A 19,680-nucleotide genomic window follows, 5' to 3' on the forward strand; every position below is an offset into this window, starting at 1 on the left:
CGGCAGGCTTATTTTTTATTCCATTGCTCAAGCTTGCGCTTGGCCAGATTCATGGCCTCGCTGGTCAGCTCACCTGCTTGGCGGCGCCTCTCCGCCCACTGCGCTTGCTCCAAAGCCTTCTGCTGGGCGCGCTCTTGGGCCGTTAGCTGCAAAAGCTCGCGGCGGTGCTGGCGCTCAATCTTGCGCGGGGAGGGCTGGTGCCAGGACTTTGGGCCGATTTTGGCGACGTAGAGCATAATCCATAGCGCTGGGATGAGGAACAGTGCGCCCACGCCGCTGAGGAGAGCAATCGTGCCGGCGGTTTCGGAAACGACGAAGCAGGTGGTGGCGGCGAAGGTTAAGGCCATCGAGCCAATCAGCGCGGTGGCCAGGCGCGGCTTTTTGCCGGCTTTGTATGCACGCTCGACCTCGCCGCGGGAATAGACCTTGATTTCGGTGGCAGAAACCGCCGGGATGTCTGTGAACAAGGGGACCAACTCGCGGCGGGTGGTGGCGCGCATGACGTCGTCAGAGCGCTGCTCGAATTCCTCCATGCTGAGCCTGCCCTCGCCGACGGCGCGGGCGAGATCGTTGATGGCGTCCGTCTTCTCTGCGTCGGAAAGCCGCATTGAAGAGGAAGGATCGAAGGGCGAGGAACCGTAGCTGTGAGTCACAAATTCTACTATAGGAAAACTATTTGCCTTTGTGGTCAGCTGTTAGTGATCAGCATTCTTCTGCTTCGATTCCGGCTGAGGTTTAGGCTCTGCGGGTTCGTTTTCTTGCTTGCCTTTGACCAAGCTAGATAAGAGCGGGAAGAGCGCTACAGTCAGCGCGCCACCGGCAACAAAGATAGAGGCGGTTTCGGTATCGACGATTTTGGAGCTGACCGCGATGGTCATGACAGCGACGATGATCGGAAGACCCGTGGCGGCGTAAAGGGCGACCTGCAGGCGCTCGCGGGTGGTTTCGATATCGGAGCCGGTGTGGTGGATGTTCTCACGCAGGAATACCGGCAGGCCGCGGGTGACCAGAATCAGCGCGGGGATGCCGATGACCTTGAGAGGGCTATTGGCGATGACGTGCCAATCGATGGCCATGCCGGAGACCACAAAGAAGACGGGGATCAGCATGGAATAGCAGACCACATCGAGGCGGGTTTCGAGGCGCTTGTGGAACTCGTCCGGAATGATCCGGTTGAGGATGATGCCTGCGGCGAAGGCACCGAGGACGATGTCGAGCTCGAAGACCGAGGTCACGGCCATGAGGATGGCCAGGATCAGGATGATGAGGCGGAGGATGGTTTGGTTTGTGGAACCTGCGCCGGAAAGGAACGCCGTCTTGAGCCACGGCACTGCGACGATGAGCGCGCGCGGCATGACCGCAACGACGACCGCGATGATGATGAAGGCCAGCAGAATTAGCATCGTGGTCAAGGTGGAGCGGGTACCGAGCAGCAGAGCCATGGCGGTAATCGGTGCGACCTCGCCGATGGCGCCGTGGATGACGACGGAATTGCCCACCTTGGTGCCGAGGAGCTTGTCCTGCTTGAGCATTGGGGTGATGGTGCCCAAGGCCGTGGAGGTAAGCGCGATGGCCATGACGATGGCACTCGGAATGTCATCGAGCAGGAAATAAGCACCCACGAGACATGCCACCATGCAGATAAACCAGGTGGAAAAGCCGGTGACGGCTTGTTTAGATTTCAGCGTCGCAAGATCGATTTCGAATCCCGCGAGGAGGAACAAAGCGCCGACGCCCAGCTCTTTGAGCATGCCGATACCAGGGTCCTCGTGTGCGAGGTCTAATACAGACGGGCCCAGGATCATGCCGAACAAGATAAGCAGTGCCACGGCGGGCATCTTGTTTTTCAGCATGAAAGAAACCAGTGGCGCTAGGAGGGCGGCGGCCATGATCCAAGCGAAGGAGACGAGGGACGGGGTGTAGTCAGCTTCCCCAGATGCGAGCACCAATGTGTCGGCGGCGCTAGTCGCGACATTAAGCATGTCAACAGCGTACGCGTCGAATCTTCCATGTGCCTATTCGGCGAAGCATGCGCCTTTTCCACCTAGTCCTGTCTATCTGCTGATAGCCCCTTTACTCGGCTCCTTTTATCAAGCTCCCCTTGCTGCCAAATGCCTTGATTTTCGGTTGATTCGGCTTTTAGTTACTCGATAAACAACCATTTGCAACGGACCGGATGACCGGGACCATTTGGCCAAAACGACGAAAGGGCAGCCTGGGTATCCCAGACTGTCCTCGTGAATGGCCAACCAGCTTTACTCTGACGCTGGCGGCTTGGGCGCAGCTGGTGGCTGTGGCGCTGCGGGTGGCTTGGGCGCTGCGGGTGGCTGCGGCGCTGTTGGCGGCTTTGGCGCGGCCGGTGGTTCAGGCGTGGCTGCCGCAGGTGGCTTTGGCGCAGTCGGTGCTGCAGGTGCAGCGGGCGCCGGGGCACTAGGTGCCGCCGGCGCAGCTGGTGGTTGTGGTGCAGCAGCCGCTGGGGGAGTAGGAGCACTCGGGGCCGTCGGTGCTGGAGTTACAGGTGGTTGTGGTGCAGCCGGCGCGGCCGGTGGAGTTGGAGCTGGCGGAGTTTGAGCAGAGGGTGCGGCGGACGCCGAGGGAGCGGCTGGTGCGGCGGGCGCCGAGGGAGCGGCAGGTGCAGCAGGAGCAGCCGGGGTAGCCGGTGCGGGCGCAGCTGGCGCTGCAGGCACGGCCGGAGAAGGTGTAGAGGGGGCAGCTGGGGTTGCGGAAGCGGCCGAAGCAGACGCAGCTGGGGCGGAATCGGCAGATGCTGGGCGCGCCGCGGAAGGCGCAGGCGTCTGGGAAGGTGCCTTGCGGCGGATTGGCGTGCCGAGGAACGCCTTCGGCCGCGGCTCGGGGAGGGCGCCGTCGGCGTCGGCGACGGAAGCGCGGAGCATGAGGGCAACGTCGGTGACGGCAGGTGCAGCGGACGCTGCTGCAGAACCGGGGGCGTCGGCAAGCGCTTTAACGCCGCCGGTGAACATGACGTTGCAGAATGGACAACCCGTGGCAATCTCCTCCGCGCCGGTGGCGATGGCCTGCTCCGCACGGAACTCGTTGATGCGGGTGCCTAGCTTTTCCTCCATGAACATGCGTGCGCCGCCAGCGCCACAGCAGAAGGCCTCGTCGCGATTTCGGTCCATCTCACGGAGGGAAACGCCAGTGGCTTCCAGCAGCTCACGCGGCGGATCGAAGACCTTGTTGTGGCGGCCCAAGAAGCACGGATCGTGGTAGGTAATCGGCTTGCGGTTTTCCGGCGTACGCGGGATCGGCTTGAGCAGCCCCTCACGCACTAGGCGGTTAAGCAGCTGGGTGTGGTGGAAGACGTCGAAGTGCCCATCGAAATCTGGGTACTCGTTGCGCAGCGTGTTGAAGCAGTGCGGGCAGGTGGTGATGATCTTGCGCTGGCCTTCCGGAACGCCTTCGAAAGCGTTGTTTAGGGTCTCAACGTTTTGCTGCGCCATCATCTGGAACAGGAACTCGTTGCCAGCACGGCGCGCGGGATCGCCGGTGCAGGTCTCACCAGTAGAAAGCACGCCGAACTTCACGCCCGCCGTGTGCAGCAGGTCCACCACGGCGCGGGTGGTCTTGCGGCCCTGTTCGTCGTAGGCACCGGCGCAGCCGACCCAGAACAGGTACTCCATGTCGGCAAAGTCCGTGGCGTCCTCGCCGATGATAGGCACCTCGATGCCGTCGGCGCGTGCCTCATCGATCCAGGCGCGGCGCTCAGAGTTATTGCGGCCCCACGGGTTGCCCTTGGTCTCAATGTTTTTGAACAGTCCGGTCAGCTCAGAGGGGAAGTCGGATTCCGCCAAGACCTTGAAGCGGCGCAGGTCAGCGATGTGGTCGATGTGCTCGATGTCGGTCGGGCACTGGTCCACGCAGGCGCCGCAGTTGGTGCAGGACCAGAGGACGTCGTCGTCAATAGCGTTTGCCATTGCCAACACGTTGACGCCCTCGTGCGGGTTGTAGTTCTCGACGGCGGCATCGCGCATGTCCATCACGAACTTCTTCGGACTCAGCGGCTTCTCGGTGTTCCACGCCGGGCAAAGGTCTTGGCAGCGGCCGCACTCGGTGCACGAGGTGGTATCGAGCAGCATCTTCCAGCTGCCGGGGGCGATGTCTTCTTCGAGGTCCGGGGTCGGAAGGGAGCCGAGTGCCTTGTCGCCGCTGACGTTGCGTTGGAAGAAGATGTTGAAAAACGCCATGAAGCGGTGCCACATGACGCCCCAGGTGAAGTGGCGCGAAATCAGGAAGATGAAAATCAGGCCGGTAAGCAGCTTGAACAGCGCGAAGAAGGACACCAGCGCCGGTGAGGCGGGAAGCAGCTTGGCCAGGTGGCTGGAAAGGAAATCCGCCCACGGGGAGCCGTGGCCAAACGCCGCGATTTTCGACGCCTTGACCAGCAGCATTCCAAGCCCCTCCAGGAAGACCACGGCCTCGACGATGCGGGCAGGGCCTGGCTGGGAGTTGTAGAAACGGGAGCCGCGCTCGGTGTGTCCATACTTGAGGCGAACGCCGATGAGGAAGCTAATGCCCACAACGGTGGCGATACCGAGGACCTCTTCGATGAAGTGATAGACCGACCAATGCGATAGCAGCGGCCAGCCTCGCGACGGCGCGAAGGTCTGGATATAGGCTTCAAACCAGACGAGGATGCCGAAGAGGAACCCCACCATGACTGCCCAGTGTGCCGCGTTGACGAAGGGCCGGCCCTTGAAGTGCGTGTGGCCGAATACTTCCACCACGACCCGCCACAGGCGCTTGCCTAGGTGGTCGAAACGCTGCAGCAGAGTTGGCCCGCCGGAGCGAATGAAAGCGAACATGCCCCATGCGCGGTACGCAAAGTAGCCCCACACGGGGATCGAAACGAGGATGGCTAGCCAACCGAAGACGGCTGTCATTTCACGGACTCCTTATAAAGTTGCGCGCAGATATAAACAGCCTAAACGGTGGGCGCGCAAAGATGGGAGTCGGTATTCATCGCGGTTTCGAACCGAGCCCAGCCGGCAAACGCGAGGCACAGCTTTTCGACGCTCTCGCCGAAAGGCTAGTCTTCCTCGGCGAACTGCGCCTGATTAAGCCGCCAGTAGGCGCCTTCGCGGGCAAGCAGCTCGGCGTGGGTGCCTTGCTCGACGATGCGGCCTTCCTCCATGACGAGGATGAGGTCCGCATCCCGGATGGTGGAAAGACGGTGGGCGATGACGAAGGAGGCGCGGTCGGCGCGCAGCGCATTCATCGCGTGCTGGACGAGCATCTCGGTGCGGGTATCCACAGAGGAGGTGGCCTCGTCGAGGATGAGCAACGCCGGCTGGGCCAGGAAGGCGCGTGCGATGGTGATAAGTTGGCGCTCGCCAGCAGAGATAGCGCCGGCGTCTTGGTCGATGAGTGTGTCGTAGCCATCGGGCAAAGCGCGCACGAAGCGGTCCACGTAGGTGGCCTTTGCTGCTTCGATGACCTCCTCGTCGGTGGCATCTAGGCGGCCGTAGCGGATGTTTTCCATGATGGTGCCCTCAAAGAGCACAGCGTCCTGGAGCACCATGCCCACCTGCGAGCGCAGTTCGGTGCGCGACATTTCGGCGGTGTCATTGCCATCGATAGTGATGGTGCCGGAATTCAGCTCGTAGAAGCGCATGATGAGGTTGACCAGCGTGGTCTTGCCCGCGCCGGTAGGCCCGACGATGGCGGCGGTCTGGCCCGGCTCAACGCGCAGGTTGAGATCCTCGATGAGCGGCTTGTCTTCCGAGTAGGAGAAGTCCACGCCGCGGAACTCCACCAAGCCCCGCGCGCGGCCTTCGAAGTGCGAGGTCGCGGTGTCCGGGCGCTGTTCCTCAGCGTCGAGGAATTCGAAGACGCGCTCGGCGGAAGCAACACCGGATTGGATTTGCTGCATCATGCCGCCCAGCTGGCCCAGCGGCTGGTTGAACTCGCGGGAGTACTGAATGAAGGCTTGTGCGCCACCCAAGGTGAGCTGGCCGTGGGCCACGCGCAGCGCGCCCATCACGGCGATGACCACGTAGGACAGATAAGAGATGAACTGCATGACCGGCATCATCATGCCGGAGAGGAACTGCGCTTGCGATGCAGATTTATAAAGCTCCTCATTGCGCTCATCGAATTCTTCGGTCATGGCGTCCATGCGGCCATAGACCAAGGCGAGGTCGTGCCCGGAGAAGGCCTCTTCCACCTGGCCGTTGAGTTGGCCGGTGGCACGCCACTGGGTGGCGAATTGCTTCTGCGAGCGCGCGCCGATGACACCAATGACGATGCCGGTCAGCGGCAGCGAAAGCAGGGCCACCAGTGCGAGCTGCCAAGACACGGAGAACATCATGACGGTAATGCCCACCACCATGAGCAGGTCGTAGAAGACCTGCGAGACCGCTTGCTGGAGCGCGGTCTGGATATTGTCGGCGTCGTTTGTCGTGCGCGAGAGCAGGTCGCCGCGGGAGTTGGTGTCGAAGTAGTTCAGCGGCAGCGCGTTGACCTTGGCCTGGATGCGTTGGCGCAGGTCATAGACCGCGCGCATCACCAATGAGTTGAGAATATGACCCTGCCACCACTGGAAGAGCGCGGAGACCAAGTACATCGCGATGACGATGGTGATGATGCGGCCCAATTGCGTGAAGTCGATGCCCAGGCCTGGGCGCAGGTCCATGGCGGAAGCCATGTCCGCGAAGGTGTCCTTGCCTTCCGCCCGCAGGCCCTCGATGACCTGCTCCTCGCTGGTGCCCGCCGGCAGCTGCTTGGAAAGCACGCCGGCGAAGATGACGTCGGTTGCCTTGCCCATCACCTTCGGTGCGTAGACCGCGAGGAATACGCAGACGATGTTCATCAATGCGATGATGATAAGCCGCGATTTGAAGGGCATGAGCAGCCCGAACAAGCGCTTCGCGGAAGGCCAGAATGCCTTAGCCTTGCGTGGGGCGTTGCCGGACCAATCGTCCCCGGCGGTCTTGGCTTCGAGTTCGTGGAGCTCTTCTTCGGTCATGCCGTGCGCATCTTGTGCAGTGCTTGCCATTACTGCTCACCTTCTACTGGTGTGGCTTGAGAATCGACGATTTCCTTATAAGTTTCAGAGCCTTCGACCAGCTCGGCGTGGGTGCCACGGGCAACGATGCGGCCGGCTTCCATGACCAGGATTTGGTCGGCGTCCATGATGGAGGACACGCGCTGGGCGACGACCATCATCGTGGCGTCGGCAAGCAGCGGGCTCTCGTGCAGGGCCTGACGTACGTTCGCGTCGGTGACCACGTCGAGGGCAGAGAAGGAGTCGTCGAAGAGCAGCACCTTCGGTCGCGCAACGAGCATGCGCGCGATGGATAGGCGCTGGCGCTGGCCGCCGGAGACGTTCGTTCCGCCTTGGGAAATGGGCATGTCCAGGCCCTTTTCGTCCCTTTCCACGAAGTTTGCTTGGGCGATGCGCAGCGCTTCCCACAGCTCCTCGTCGGTGGCTTCAGGGCGGCCGAGGCGCAGGTTAGAAGCCACGCTTCCGCTAAACAGGTAGGGCTTTTGCGGCACGAGGGACACGCGCTTGACGATGTCCTGGCGGTTCATGCGGGAGACATCCGCGCCGTCGAGAAGCACCTGGCCCTCGGTGGGCAGATACAAACGCGGAATCAGGTGCAGCAAGGTCGACTTGCCGGAGCCGGTGGAGCCGATGATGGCGGTGGTCTGGCCGGGCCGGGCAGTGAAGGAGATGTCGTGGAGGACCGGGGCGTCGGCGCCGGCGTAGGTGAATGTGACGTCACGGAACTCGACGACGCCGTCGTTGCGCTCCGGCGTCACGTTCTTCGCAGGCTCGGCGATGGAAGGCTCGTGCTCCAGTACCTCGGTGATGCGCTTAGCGCAGATAATGGCGCGGGGCAGCATCATGGCCATGAACGTGCCCATCATGACGGCGGCGAGGATTTGCAGCAGGTATTGCAAGAACGCGGTCAGCGCGCCGACTTCCACAAGGCCCTCATCCACGCGGTGGCCACCGAACCACAGCACGGCGCCGGTAGCGACGTTGAGGATGACAGTGATGATGGGGAACATCAGGACGAAAATCTGGCCGATCTTCAAGGAAAGCTGCGTGAGATCGTGGTTGGCCTTGGTGAAGCGCTCGGTCTCGTGGGCCTCGCGGACGAAGGCGCGCACGACACGAATGCCCACGATTTGTTCGCGGAGGGTGCCGTTTAGGGAATCGAGTTTGTCCTGCATGCTGTGGAAAAGCGGCATGAGCTTGGCGATGAGCGCGGAAATCACGCCGAGGAGAACCGCCACGGCGACCCAGACCAACCAGGACAATCCGGCATCCTCGCGCACCGCCATGACGATGCCGCCGATGGACATGATGGGTGCGGCCACCATGAAGTCCAACATCATCAGGTAAACCATCTGCACCTGCTGGACGTCGTTCGTGCCGCGCGTGATGAGGGTGGGCGTGCCGTAGTGGCCCATGTCCTCGGCGGAGAAACGAGCGACGCGGCGAAAGACCTCGCTGCGCAGGTCGCGGCCGACGCCCATGGCGGTGCGGGCTCCAAACCACACGGCGGCGACGGCGGTAATGACTTGGGCGAAAGCTACGGCGAGCATGATGCCGCCGGTGTGCCAGATATAGTCGATGTCCACCTTGACCACGCCGTTGTCGATGATGTCAGCGTTGAGCGAGGGCAGATACAAGGTGGCGGCGGTGGATAGTGCTTGGAGCACAATGACTGCAAGCACGAAGCCACCATAGGGTTTTGATCGAGAGACCAGAATGCGAACTAGCTCCACTAGACCGACCTTTACTTAAGAATTGAAATTAACTCGGTCGAGTCTAATGCGAATGTGAAGAATGTGACTAGCCGCGTGCAGGTGGTATCGGCTGAATCAAGTTTGAGTGCTAAAAGCAGACTGGCGCAAGTTGCGCGCGGCGGGTGACGGTGGCCCAGTCTTCGGGCTGCTCGGTGGGCTGGCACAGACGAGGTCCACGCACATGCCGGCGCCGATGAGCCTTTCAGCTGTGGATAGCGCCGCCGGGCCATCGCCGACGATTGCGACACGCTGCATGGAAACCTCCTTGGTTTATTGTTTATAGACCGTGTTGTCTAATAATCTAGTCCGAGCTGTTCAGTTCTGGCAATTTTTATTCTTGCATTGCCCCAAGCTCATCGGCCTATTCACGTGCTCAGCGCGCAGTTTCTTCTGCACGAATGCGCCGCCTTGCCTAAAGTGAGTCGGCATGACCCAATCGTTAAACCTGCTGGACGGCGACAAGCCCTACCGCGACCCCAGCATTAGCCCGGAAGGCACGCGCGATACCGCGCCGCTCAACCAAGATATTGCCGCGAAAAACGAGCGCCTTGTCGATGAATGGGCGGACAAGCTCTATGCAGAATCCGCCGAAAACATCATGGCGTGGGCTGCAGAGCACGCGCCGGGCCGGCTGGCAGTGACGATGTCGATGGAAAACACGGTGCTGGCGGAGCTCGCGCACCGCGCACAGCTGGACGCAGACCTGCTCTTTATCGACACTGGCTGGCACTTTCCGGAGACGTTGGCTGTGGCCAACGAGGTTGAGGAGCGCTATGCGGATCTCCCCCTTGTCCGCGTGAAACCGCTGCTGAGCCCGGAGGAACAGGACGAAATCTATGGTCCGAGGCTATATGCACGTGATACCAGCGCATATAACCGTATGCGCAAAGTGGAACCGCTGAACATAGCGATGGATCCATACGTTGGTTGGGTGACCGGTCTGCGCCGCGCGGATTCTGAACATCGCGCCACGGCCCCAGCGCTGAGCCTGGACCAGCACGGAAGGTTAAAGATTTCGCCGATGATTACCTGGGATTTGGAAGATACGGATCGCTATATTGCGGACAATGATCTGATTATCCATCCCTTGACGCTGAAAGGCTATCGCTCTATCGGCTGTGCGCCTTTGACCTTCCCGGTGGGTAAGGGCGAGGACGCTCGTTCCGGCAGGATTTTTGGAGACGGCAAGACAGAATGCGGGTTGCACGAATGACACAGAAAAACACACTTTCGCCCCACTTAAAGGACTTGGAAAATGAGTCCATCCACATCCTGCGCGAGGTAGCAGGCCAGTTCGATAAGGTCGGCCTGCTTTTCTCCGGCGGCAAGGATTCCGTGGTGGTCTTCGAATTGGCGCGCCGTGCTTTTGCGCCGGCGGTGGTGCCTTTCGAGCTTTTGCACGTTGATACCGGGCATAACTTCCCGGAGGTCATCGAATTCCGTGACCGCTTGGTTGCTGAGACCGGTGCGCGCCTGCACGTGGCTAAGGTACAAGATTGGATTGACCGCGGCGAGCTGCAGGAACGCCCTGATGGTACACGCAATCCGCTGCAGTCGGTGCCGCTGGTTGAAACCATCGCGCAGCGCCAGTACGATGCCGTGCTGGGCGGCGCCCGCCGCGACGAGGAGCGGGCGCGTGCGAAGGAACGCATCTTCTCCATCCGCGATTCCTTTGGCGGCTGGGATCCGCGCCGCCAGCGCCCAGAGCTGTGGGATCTCTACAACGGCGGCAAGATGGCCGGTGAGAACGTGCGCGTCTTCCCAATCTCCAACTGGATCGAGTCCGATATCTGGGAGTACATCGGCGCACGCGAGCTGCAGCTTCCTTCCATCTATTACTCCCACGAACGCGAGCTGTTCAATCGCAATGGCATGTGGCTGTGCCCAGGCGAGTGGGGCGGCCCGCGCGAGGGCGAGGAGCTTAAAAAGAAGACCGTGCGTTATCGCACCGTGGGCGATATGTCCTGCACTGGCGCCGTTGAATCCACGGCCTCGACCCCGGAGGAAATCCTGGCGGAGATTTCCGTTTCCACCCTGTCCGAGCGCGGCGCGACCCGCGCGGATGACAAACTTTCTGAATCCGCCATGGAAGACCGCAAGAAGGAAGGCTACTTCTGATGACTAATTCTTCACTCGTCGAACGCCTCACCACCCGCGAGACGCTGCGCCTGTGCACTGCGGGTTCTGTGGACGACGGTAAGTCCACCTTCGTTGGCCGCCTTCTTTATGACACCAAGTCTGTGCTGGCGGACCAGGTAGAATCCATGGAACGCTCCTCGGCGGATCGCGGTTTCGACGGCATGGATTTGAGCTTGCTTGTCGACGGCCTGCGTGCCGAGCGCGAGCAGGGCATCACGATCGATGTGGCCTACCGCTACTTTGCGACGGACAAGCGCACCTTCATCTTGGCGGATACCCCGGGCCATGTGCAGTACACACGCAACACGGTCACCGGCATGTCTACCTCCCAGGCAGTGGTGCTGCTTATCGACGCCCGACACGGCGTCGTCGAGCAGACGCGTCGCCACCTGAACGTGGCTGCGCTGCTGGGCGTGCGCCACGTGATTCTTGCAGTCAACAAGATTGACCTGGTGGATTATGATGAGGCGACGTTCCGCGCGATTGAGGCGGAGTTCGGTGAGATTGCACGTCGCCTGGGAATTACAGATTCCACGGTCATCCCGATTTCCGCGCTGAAGGGCGATAACGTCGTGGAGAAATCCGCGTCGATGCAGTGGTACACCGGCTCGACGGTGCTGGAAACCCTTGAGACCATCCCGGTGGCCGGTGGCCGCGCGGAGGAGCTGGATTTCCGTTTCCCCATTCAGCACGTGATTCGCGAGCATGCCTCTGACTACCGCGGCTACGCGGGACGCATCAAGGCGGGCACGGTTGCGGTCGGTGACGAGGTGACCGCGCCGCATGGTCGGACGACGACGGTCACTCACATCGACACCACCGACGGGGAACTTGGCCCCGAGGAGCGCGCGACCGCCGGTGATTCGGTGGTGCTGCGTTTGGCCGATGAAATTGACCTAACTCGTGGTGACCTGCTGGCGGGCAGCGCCCGCCCGGCCGATGTCCGTGAGTTTGCTGCGACTGCGGTGGTGCTCACAGAAAAGGACATCACGCCGGGGCAGATGCTCAAGCTGCGCTATGGAACCTCGCTGGTCAAGGCCCGCGTGGCATCGGTAGACCGCATCCTGGACTTGGATGGTGTGGCTGACGATGAGGCGCCGGAGAAGGCGAGCCTCAACGATATCGCGTACATCACCGTGCAAACGCAGGCTGAGCTGCCTGTTGAAGGCTACGCGGCGCGCGGCGCGGTGGGTAACTTCTTGCTCATCGACCAGGCCAATGGCAACACTCTGGCCGCGGGCTTCGTGGGCAAGCGCCTGCGCGGCTAAGGCTTCACCGGTGTAACGGTAGAATTCTTTAATGTGATTGATTACAGCGCCCGCATTCTGTTTGTTGCTGCCGTCGATAAAGAAGCAGCCGCTCTTCCGGAAGGCACGCCTTTACTCGTTACGGGGATTGGTACTCTGCCTGCGGCAATTTCGCTCACTGAGTACCTCACCGTCGCGCGTGAGGAGGGTACTTTGCCGGAGCGCGTGGTCAACATCGGCACGGTGGGCGCGCTGCGCGATGGGCTGGATGGAGTCTATGAGGTTGATCGCGTGGTCAAACACGACTTTCAGCTCAAAGTGTTAAGCGATATCTCCCGTTACCTGCTGCCTGCGGTTATTGAGCTTCCCACGAGCGGCAAGTTCCCGGCTCAGGGCCTGGCCACTGGTGACATGTTTGTTTCTGACACCGCCACTCGTGACCGCTTGGCTGTCGACTCTGGACTTTGTGACATGGAGGGCTACGCCATCGCCGCAGTGTGTCAGCGTTTCGGCGTACCAGTCACCCTGTTGAAGCAAGTATCTGACCCAGCTAACGAGTCCTCCGTTGGCGCCTGGGATGATGCGCTTCCGCGAGCAGCACATGAGCTAGCTGATGCTGTGCGGGAATTGGGCTTTCTACCGCGCTCCTAGCTCGGCGGAGTTGGGGCCGGTGCAATTTGGCCCGACCTTAGATGGCCCGACCCCAAATGGTGAGGAACAAATGGTGAGGTCACGCAACATGCGCCCCAGCAGGTAACTGTAGCCGCAGGAGTTGTGGGGCGACCTCACCATTTGGAGAGCGGGGCCGCGAAGAGGACTAAGCGGAAGCCTTCGGCGCAATCATGTTGTAGAGCTCGCGGACCTTGGCGCGTGGGGAATCCGGGTCGAGTTTCTCCACGGATCGGGCGGCGTCGAGCTCTGGGCTGCTGCCGGAAGCATCGATGTGGGCTTCGGAGTCTTCCTTCTGCTTCTGCAGGCGGGCCTTGCGCTTCGGCTTCGGGGCACCGGTGACAATCTCCGCCTCGTTCGGGTCAACTTCACCAGCGCGAATGGCGGTAACCAGCGCCTGGTAACGGAAGGTGACGCCAATGGTCGCCGCCACCGGCACCGCGAGGAATGCGCCGATAATGCCAGCCAGCGCAGAGCCCACCGTGACAGACAGAAGGATGACCGCAGCGTGCAGGCCCATAGCCTTGGACTGCAGGATCGGCTGTAGGACATTGCCCTCAATCTGCTGGACTGCAACGACCACGAGCAGGGCAAGCAGTGCGGTTGTCAGGCCGTGGGAAACCAGGGCCACGATAACGGCGAGGGCACCGGCGGTAATCGCACCGACCAGCGGAATGAAGCTCGCGAAGAAAGTCACGACACCGATGACGAATGCCAGCGGTACCTGCAGGACCATGAGGCCGAGGCCGATGAGAACGGCATCGACAAGCGCGACGGTGGCCTGGGCCTGGATGTAGCCCGAGAGCGTCTTCCAAATGCGGTTGCACAGCTCAGTCATGTGCCAACCGGCTGGGAATCCGGTGTATTTGCGCATCCACGGTAGGAACTTCTCGCCTTCCTTAATAAAGAAGAAGGTCAGGAAGAGCATGATGACGATGGTCACCACGATGGAGCTGACCGTGGAGAAGCCGCTCATGACGCCGGTGGCGATGTTGGAGGCTTGGCCCTTAACCGCGTTGGTTACATCATCGATGAGTTGCTGAACCTTGGTCTCATCAATATCGACAGGGAGCTTCTCGCCGAGCTTGATGAGCTCATCGATGCCGCCTTGGGCCTGGTGGATTAAGTCCTGGCTCTGGTTTTTCACGGTCGGCGCCATTGCGGCGAAGATGCCGGTGACGATGGCGAAGAAGCCCAGCAGAGTCGTGGCAGCGGCCAGCGCGCCGGGGAAGCGCAGCTTCGTGCGCATCCATGCGGTCACAGGGTAGAGGACCGTGGCGACCAAGATGGCCAGGATGACTGGCAGGAGGCCGGTCCATAGGAACTTCAGCAGGTAACCAGCAATGGCCGCAGCCGCGATGATGAGGATAAATCGACCAGAGGCCTTTGCCAGCGTGCGGAAATCTTTTGCTAAGACCTCCGTCTTCAGATCCTCACGAATCGGCTTCGGCGCATCGGAGCCCACGCTCTCGGCGTCATTGCTGACGAGTGGCTGCGGTAGCCGGTGCTCGGCATTCTCGGCGCCCTGTGGGACTGCCACGGAGTCTTTGGCAGATGAGGCAGATGTATCTTTGGAATTCACCTGACCTATCTTGCCATATGAATACATCTGCCCGTCTCCTAAAAGTGCAGGAGACGGGCGATTGCTACGCAGCCACGGTTGGCTGCTGGTAGCGGCTGGGCGCCGGGTTAGCGCTCGATGCCGGCGACGGAGCGGATGATGCCGAAGCGGTGCATGGTCACCGATACGGCCTGTTCCAGCAGGTAAGGCAGCAGCTCACGACGGCCGTCGGCCAGAACTGGCTGGTCAAGAATGACGGAGTTGGACTCCACGGCTGCCTCGCGAGCGGTGTCCGCGACGGCGCCGAGCGTGCGTACACGGGCAGACTCGGCGCGGGAGAGCTCGGATGCGAAGGCGGCATCGGAAAGCTGGCGCACCTCGATGCCCAGCACCGCGAGCTGCTCTGCGACGGCCGGGGTAGCGGAGAACTCCACCTTGGTTCCGGTGACTGCGGCGGCGAGTGCCTGGCGGATGACGTCGCGCAGTGCGAAGCCTTCGCCGATGCGCACGCGCAGCTTGTCTAGCAGCGGCACGTAGCGGAAGATGTTTGCCTCCGAAATCAGGCCGGTGCGGTCATGGTCGCGGCCGAATTCTTCCATCCAGGCCAGCTGGTCGAGCTCGGCGGCGCGCCAGAGCCACTCGACGTCGGCGTCGGAAAGCGCGGCCCGGCCTGCCAGGTTACGCAGCTCGTTGGCCACCGCCGCTGGGACGTCGACCTCGCGTGGGCGCAGCTCGCCGTCTGCCCAGGTGCCCATCTGCGCGACGTAGTTCGGGCCGCCTGCCTTGGCACCTGGGCCCATGACGGACTTCTTCCAGCCGCCGAAGGACTGACGCTGGACAATGGCGCCAGTGATGCCGCGGTTGACGTAGGCGTTGCCGACCTCGACGTTGTCGATCCAGTACTGGATCTCATCGTCGTCGAGGGAGTGGATGCCGCCGGTCAGACCGTAGCCGGTGGAGTTCTGCCACTCGATGGCTTGCTCGAGGGTTTCGGCGTGCATGATGCCGAGCACTGGGCCGAAGCACTCGTTGAGGTGGAACCAGGAGCCCGGCTTCACACCATCGCGGATGCCTGGGGACCACAGGGTGCTTTCCTCATTGAGCTTTTCCGGCTTGAGCAGCCAGCTCTCGCCTGGCTCCAGCTGGGTGAGACCGCGCAGCAGCTTCTCGCTTGGTGCCTCGGCCAGGCCGTTCATGGTGGTGGTGATGTCATAGCCTGGGCCTACCTTGAGGGTGCGCACGGCGTCGAGAAGCTGGCCGCGCAGGCGCTCGGAAGTGCCGGCGGCGCCGACGAAGATGACCAGGGAGGAAGCAGAGCACTTCTGACCAGAGTGGCCGAATGCGGAGAGATAAAGATCCGCAATAGCCAGGTCAGGGTCCGCAGCCGGGGTGATGATGAGCGCGTTTTTGCCGGAGGTCTCCGCCATCAGGTTCATCTCTGGACGCCAGGAGCGGAAGAGCTTGCCGGTATCGGATGCGCCGGTCAGGATGACAGCATCGACATCCGCGTGGGAGATGAGAGCCTTGCCTGCTTCGCCCTCATCGGTGAGCACGAGCTGGACGAGGTCGCGGTCGAGGCCGTGCTCCTCCAACGCGGCGTGTACGCACTCGACTGCCACCTTGGCACAGTGGACAACCTGTGGCGCCGGCTTGATGATGACGGCGGAACCCGCAGCTAGGGCGGAGAGCATGCCGCCTACCGGAATAGCGATAGGGAAGTTCCACGGTGGGGTGACCACGGTGACGCGGTTCGGGGTGAACTTAGAGCGTGCCTCATCGAGCAGGCGAGCAGAGTGTGCGTAGTAGACGGCGAAGTCGATGGCCTCAGAGATTTCTGGGTCGGTCTGCGTGATGGTCTTGTTGGCCTCGTAGGCTGCGACGTTGATGAGACGGGAGCGGGTAGCCGCCAGCTTGTCTGCCACGGTCTCGAGGACGGCAGCGCGCTCTGCGCCGGACCTAGAGCTCCATGCGTCGGCAAGCGAAGAGGCGGTGGCTACGGCAGCGTTGACGGCCTCCGGATCAGTGACCTCGTCGATGCCGTGGTGGCCTGGGTCCTGGCTCAGCAGCTTATGCGCCCACTCGCGGTTGGCTTCCAGGGCTGGGTCGGTGTCCGGCTCGTTGGTGAAGCGGCCACCGCGTGGGGCCTGGCGGCCTTCACCCGCAGCCTCTTCTTCGATGCGGTTCTGGGTGCGCTCTGGGCCGGCGAAGGTCTCCCAGCGGTTTTCTACTGCCGCGCGGAAGTGAGCTTCCTGCTGCTCAATCGGGGTGCCAGCACGCTTGTTGCCACGGGAATCGCGCTCCGGCTCATCCGGCGCGAACAGCGCGTAGAGGAAGTTCTGGCTGGCGGAGTTCTCCTCCAAGCGGCGGACTAGGTAAGACACGGCGACGTCGAAGTCCTCCGCGTGGACGACCGGGGTGTAGAGGATCTGGCGCCCCTCGTAGACCTCGCGGACTGCAGCCTGCTGTGCCGGGGACATGCCCTGCAGCATCTCGGAGTCGAGCATGTGCAGCACGCCGCGGGCGTTGCCGAGCTCGTAGCCCAAAGCCGCGGTGAACAGGTTGTGGGTAGCAACGCCGATACGCACGGAGTCGGCGAACTCCGGGCGCACGATGTAATCCAGCAGGCGGTAGTAGTTCGCATCCACGTCTGCCTTGTCGGTGTAGGTAGCAACCGGCCAGCCATGGACCTCACCCTGGACGTGCTCCATGGACAGGTTCGCGCCCTTCACGATGCGGACCTTGACCTTGGCGCCGCCGGTTGCCACGCGCTCCTTGGCAAACTCCGCTACTTCCTGCAGGGCCTCGAAGGTATCTGGCAGGTAAGCCTGCAAGACGATGCCAGCTTCTAGGTTCTTGAATTCCGGCTCGGAGAGCAGCTCCTTGAACAGGCGGATGGTCAGGTGAAGGTCGTGGTACTCCTCCATATCCAGGTTGATGAATACGTTAGGAGAGCGCTTGACGGCCTCTTCATACAGTGGGCGCAAGCGCTCCTTCAGGCGCTCGACGGAACCATCGATGTCCCATGGGTTGAGCTGGGCCACCATGGAAGAAGCCTTGACGGACACGTAGGTCACGCGCGGGTTCTGGATGAGCTTGAGGGTGCGCTCGGCGCGGGAGCGCGCTTCGTCGTCGCCCAGCACCGCCTCACCGAGGAGGTTGAGGTTGAGCTGCTCGCCGGACTCGGCGGCCTTGTCCAAGGTCTTGTTCAGGGCATCGCTCTCGGCGTCGAGCACCAGGTGTCCCACCATCTGGCGCATGCGCATGCGCGCCAGCGGCATGACCAGGTTCGGCAGGATCGGTCCGAAGAAACCACCCAGGCCCACCAGCGATCCGTTGATGAGGCCGAGGAAGGAAGCATCGTAGGTGGTGGTGACGGACTTCAGCGCGTGGGCCGCGACCTTATCGTCTTCTGGGCGCATGACGCGGTCAACGAAGTCCATGGTGAAGGCCACCCCGTCCGGGTTGCGCAATAAGTCTGCGAGTTGTTCTGTGGCCGGGTCCTGCTCGTCGGCGGTGGAGGCGAGCCAGGAGTGGGCTTGGGCCGCGGCGGCGTCGATCAGCACGGCGTCAATGTCGGTGGATTCGGGCACGGGGGTGTGAGCATCGTTAGTCATGGATTACAACCTTTATGGGTCTTAAGGCGCACTGGTGCGGCCTTTCGGAAAGCAGAAATGGCAGACTTTCTAGTCCAACACGGGCGCACACTCTGCGCCGTGCCGTTCAGTCTGTGTGAAAAAGAGGTGCTTATTTAACGCTGGCGTACACAACCGGTGGCCGGTCGGAAGAACGACGCTGCCTAATGAAATGAGCATTCATGTGCGACCACCCTTCTTGTATGTGGGGAGCAGCCAGGCAGCAGCCTGGCCTGATTAGCGAGAAATCGGTGACCGTGATATGGCCCGCCGCACAAAAATCGTAGACGTGTAACCCATCTCGCTTACATGAAAGCTAGCCCCTTAAGTTGGGGTGAGTCAATCCCACAGGTGTTGTTTTGAGGGGAGGTCGCTACCCCCGCGTTAGTGGCTGAGATACTCCGCGAGATCAGCAGCGATCTTCTGTGCGCCCAGAGGTCCTAAGCCGAGAGCCCACGTGTCATCACTGACCTCGATGGCATGGCCATCTTTGACCGCTGGAAGCTGCTGGAAAGCTTCAGTGGCAATGGCAGTGTCTTGGCCGGTGGCGGAAGGATCGCCGTAGCTGCAGTAGAAGATGTAGTCAGCGTCCGCTTGGTCAATGCTCTCCGGTGAGATTTCCGTAGCGAGCTCTTCGATGTCCTGGTTGGCGGGGCGGGCGAGGCCGGCGTCATCAAGCACCGTTCCAATGAGCGAAAGGCGCCCGTAAAGGCGTACCTTGCCTGGCATGAAGCGCAGAATGGTGACGGTGGTGTCTTCGCTAGCCGGCCCGTCCTTAATGGCCTTCTTTACTTCTTCGATTTTCTTGTCATAGTCGGCCATGACTTGTTCCGTGCGTTCTTCCTCGCCGAGGGCTTCCCCGATCAGTCGGAAGTTTTCTTTCCACGTGTATCCGGGTCGAATCGAGAAAACAGTGGGGGCAATGGAATTGAGTTGGTCGTAGTATTTATCCAGGCGCAGCTGCGAGCCGATGATGAGGTCGGGCTGTAGGGAAGCGATTTTTTCCATATTGACTTCGTGGACCGTGCCTACCGTGTCGATGCCGCTTGCTTGGTCGGCCATGTATTCAGGAATGGGGTTCTGACCCTTCGATGTGGTCATGCCGACGGGTTTCATGCCCAGGGCTAGGACGGAGTCGAGTTCACCGCTTTCGAGAACGACTATCCGTTGGGGCTTTTCTTTGAGCTCGGTTGTGCCGCGGGCATGCGTGACTGTGCGGGGGAACTGACCGGGGGCTGCATCGCTGCCGAAGGATCGGGTCTTCTCTCCGGCTCCGGCAAAGCCTTCGCCACCGGTTGCCACGGAGTCATTTCCCGAGGCTGAATTGGAGTTTCCTGATTTTTTCTCTGACGGTGAGGAGGATGGGGTGGAAGTGTCGGCGTTTGAATCGGTGTTTTCGAGGCTGGCGCAGCCAGTGAGTGCCAGTGCTGTGGCAAGACCAACGGCGGTGAGACGGAGGAGCGGAGTGTGGGGGTCGATTTTCTTTTGAAGATCCATAATGGGTAGCCTAACCTAAATTAGGTCAAACTAAGGAAACTTGAGCGTGTGAAGGTTTTTAAGTGATGGCGGCGGTGGAACTAGAGGCGAGTGGCCGGAAAACAAATCATCGACGTCTTGGTTGGGTAGTGGCTGCTGGTGTTGCCGTTCTCTGTAT

General features: G+C 61.4%; 13 protein-coding genes. 4 read left to right on the forward strand and 9 right to left on the reverse strand.

From position 1 onward, the window contains the following. Positions 1–8 precede the first annotated feature (8 nt). The 6 genes from HMPREF3155_RS00055 to HMPREF3155_RS13165 all read right to left on the reverse strand — a co-directional run bounded on the left by HMPREF3155_RS00055 (position 9) and on the right by HMPREF3155_RS13165 (position 9,033). On the reverse strand, positions 9–653 hold the full coding sequence (locus HMPREF3155_RS00055) for a DUF1707 SHOCT-like domain-containing protein (protein WP_339018849.1): 645 nt from the start codon (positions 651–653) through the stop codon (positions 9–11). A 42-nt stretch (positions 654–695) separates the two neighbouring features. Beyond that, the gene (locus HMPREF3155_RS00060) at positions 696–1,982 is read right to left on the reverse strand and encodes a cation:proton antiporter (RefSeq protein WP_070432264.1); all 1,287 of its coding nucleotides are present in this window, start codon (positions 1,980–1,982) and stop codon (positions 696–698) included. 273 nt (positions 1,983–2,255) lie between these two features. Then, entirely contained in the window at positions 2,256–4,901 is a 2,646-nt protein-coding gene (locus HMPREF3155_RS00065; protein WP_070432265.1) for a (Fe-S)-binding protein, read from the reverse strand. Positions 4,902–5,047: 146 nt separating this feature from the next. Continuing rightward, positions 5,048–7,015 (reverse strand): ABC transporter ATP-binding protein, encoded by a 1,968-nt coding sequence (locus HMPREF3155_RS00070; RefSeq protein WP_070432266.1) that lies wholly within the window; start codon positions 7,013–7,015, stop codon positions 5,048–5,050. Further along, positions 7,015–8,757, reverse strand: coding sequence for an ABC transporter ATP-binding protein (locus tag HMPREF3155_RS00075; RefSeq protein WP_061924961.1), 1,743 nt, complete (start codon positions 8,755–8,757; stop codon positions 7,015–7,017). The genes HMPREF3155_RS00070 and HMPREF3155_RS00075 overlap by 1 nt, the downstream gene beginning before the upstream one ends. 96 nt (positions 8,758–8,853) lie before the next feature. Next, a complete protein-coding gene (locus HMPREF3155_RS13165; protein ID WP_070432267.1) occupies positions 8,854–9,033 on the reverse strand; it encodes a hypothetical protein in 180 nt (59 codons plus the stop codon). A gap of 172 nt (positions 9,034–9,205) precedes the next feature. Here HMPREF3155_RS13165 and HMPREF3155_RS00085 point away from each other — a divergent pair, with 172 nt between their 5' ends. The 4 genes from HMPREF3155_RS00085 to HMPREF3155_RS00100 are packed head-to-tail and all read left to right on the forward strand — an operon-like array spanning position 9,206 to position 12,815. After that, positions 9,206–9,991, forward strand: coding sequence for a phosphoadenylyl-sulfate reductase (locus HMPREF3155_RS00085; RefSeq protein ID WP_070432268.1), 786 nt, complete (start codon positions 9,206–9,208; stop codon positions 9,989–9,991). Beyond that, positions 9,988–10,896: a sulfate adenylyltransferase subunit CysD gene (gene cysD / locus HMPREF3155_RS00090; protein WP_070432269.1), complete on the forward strand. Its 909-nt coding sequence runs from the start codon at positions 9,988–9,990 to the stop codon at positions 10,894–10,896. Before HMPREF3155_RS00085 ends, cysD begins: the two co-directional genes overlap by 4 nt. Beyond that, entirely contained in the window at positions 10,896–12,185 is a 1,290-nt protein-coding gene (locus HMPREF3155_RS00095; RefSeq protein WP_070432270.1) for a sulfate adenylyltransferase subunit 1, read from the forward strand. The genes cysD and HMPREF3155_RS00095 overlap by 1 nt, the downstream gene beginning before the upstream one ends. 33 nt (positions 12,186–12,218) lie before the next feature. Continuing rightward, positions 12,219–12,815, forward strand: a complete 597-nt coding sequence (locus tag HMPREF3155_RS00100; protein WP_061924947.1) for a nucleosidase — start codon at positions 12,219–12,221, stop codon at positions 12,813–12,815. 166 nt (positions 12,816–12,981) lie between these two features. On the opposite strand, the gene HMPREF3155_RS00105 is transcribed toward HMPREF3155_RS00100, so the two are convergent. The 3 genes from HMPREF3155_RS00105 to HMPREF3155_RS00115 all read right to left on the reverse strand — a co-directional run bounded on the left by HMPREF3155_RS00105 (position 12,982) and on the right by HMPREF3155_RS00115 (position 19,523). After that, complete coding sequence (locus HMPREF3155_RS00105; RefSeq protein ID WP_246817613.1) at positions 12,982–14,415, reverse strand: AI-2E family transporter; 1,434 nt, start codon at positions 14,413–14,415, stop codon at positions 12,982–12,984. Positions 14,416–14,522: 107 nt separating this feature from the next. Further along, positions 14,523–18,008 (reverse strand): bifunctional proline dehydrogenase/L-glutamate gamma-semialdehyde dehydrogenase, encoded by a 3,486-nt coding sequence (locus tag HMPREF3155_RS00110; protein WP_070432272.1) that lies wholly within the window; start codon positions 18,006–18,008, stop codon positions 14,523–14,525. 402 nt (positions 18,009–18,410) lie between these two features. Further along, positions 18,411–19,523 carry an ABC transporter substrate-binding protein gene (locus HMPREF3155_RS00115; protein WP_070432273.1) on the reverse strand — a complete coding sequence of 371 codons (1,113 nt, stop codon included), beginning with the start codon at positions 19,521–19,523 and terminating at the stop codon, positions 18,411–18,413. Positions 19,524–19,680 lie beyond the last annotated feature (157 nt).

The organism is Corynebacterium sp. HMSC06D04 (assembly GCF_001807315.1).
Taxonomy (GTDB): domain Bacteria; phylum Actinomycetota; class Actinomycetes; order Mycobacteriales; family Mycobacteriaceae; genus Corynebacterium; species Corynebacterium simulans.

Bases quoted from the DNA above. Each gene is read 5' to 3' on its own strand.
- HMPREF3155_RS00060 (WP_070432264.1), bottom strand. From the start codon at position 1,982: ATGCTTAATGTCGCGACTAGCGCCGCCGACACATTGGTGCTCGCATCT.
- HMPREF3155_RS00065 (WP_070432265.1), bottom strand. From the start codon at position 4,901: ATGACAGCCGTCTTCGGTTGGCTAGCCATCCTCGTTTCGATCCCCGTG.
- HMPREF3155_RS00070 (WP_070432266.1), bottom strand. From the start codon at position 7,015: ATGGCAAGCACTGCACAAGATGCGCACGGCATGACCGAAGAAGAGCTC.
- HMPREF3155_RS13165 (WP_070432267.1), bottom strand. From the start codon at position 9,033: ATGCAGCGTGTCGCAATCGTCGGCGATGGCCCGGCGGCGCTATCCACA.
- HMPREF3155_RS00085 (WP_070432268.1), top strand. From the start codon at position 9,206: ATGACCCAATCGTTAAACCTGCTGGACGGCGACAAGCCCTACCGCGAC.
- cysD (WP_070432269.1), top strand. From the start codon at position 9,988: ATGACACAGAAAAACACACTTTCGCCCCACTTAAAGGACTTGGAAAAT.
- HMPREF3155_RS00095 (WP_070432270.1), top strand. From the start codon at position 10,896: ATGACTAATTCTTCACTCGTCGAACGCCTCACCACCCGCGAGACGCTG.
- HMPREF3155_RS00110 (WP_070432272.1), bottom strand. From the start codon at position 18,008: ATGACTAACGATGCTCACACCCCCGTGCCCGAATCCACCGACATTGAC.
- HMPREF3155_RS00115 (WP_070432273.1), bottom strand. From the start codon at position 19,523: ATGGATCTTCAAAAGAAAATCGACCCCCACACTCCGCTCCTCCGTCTC.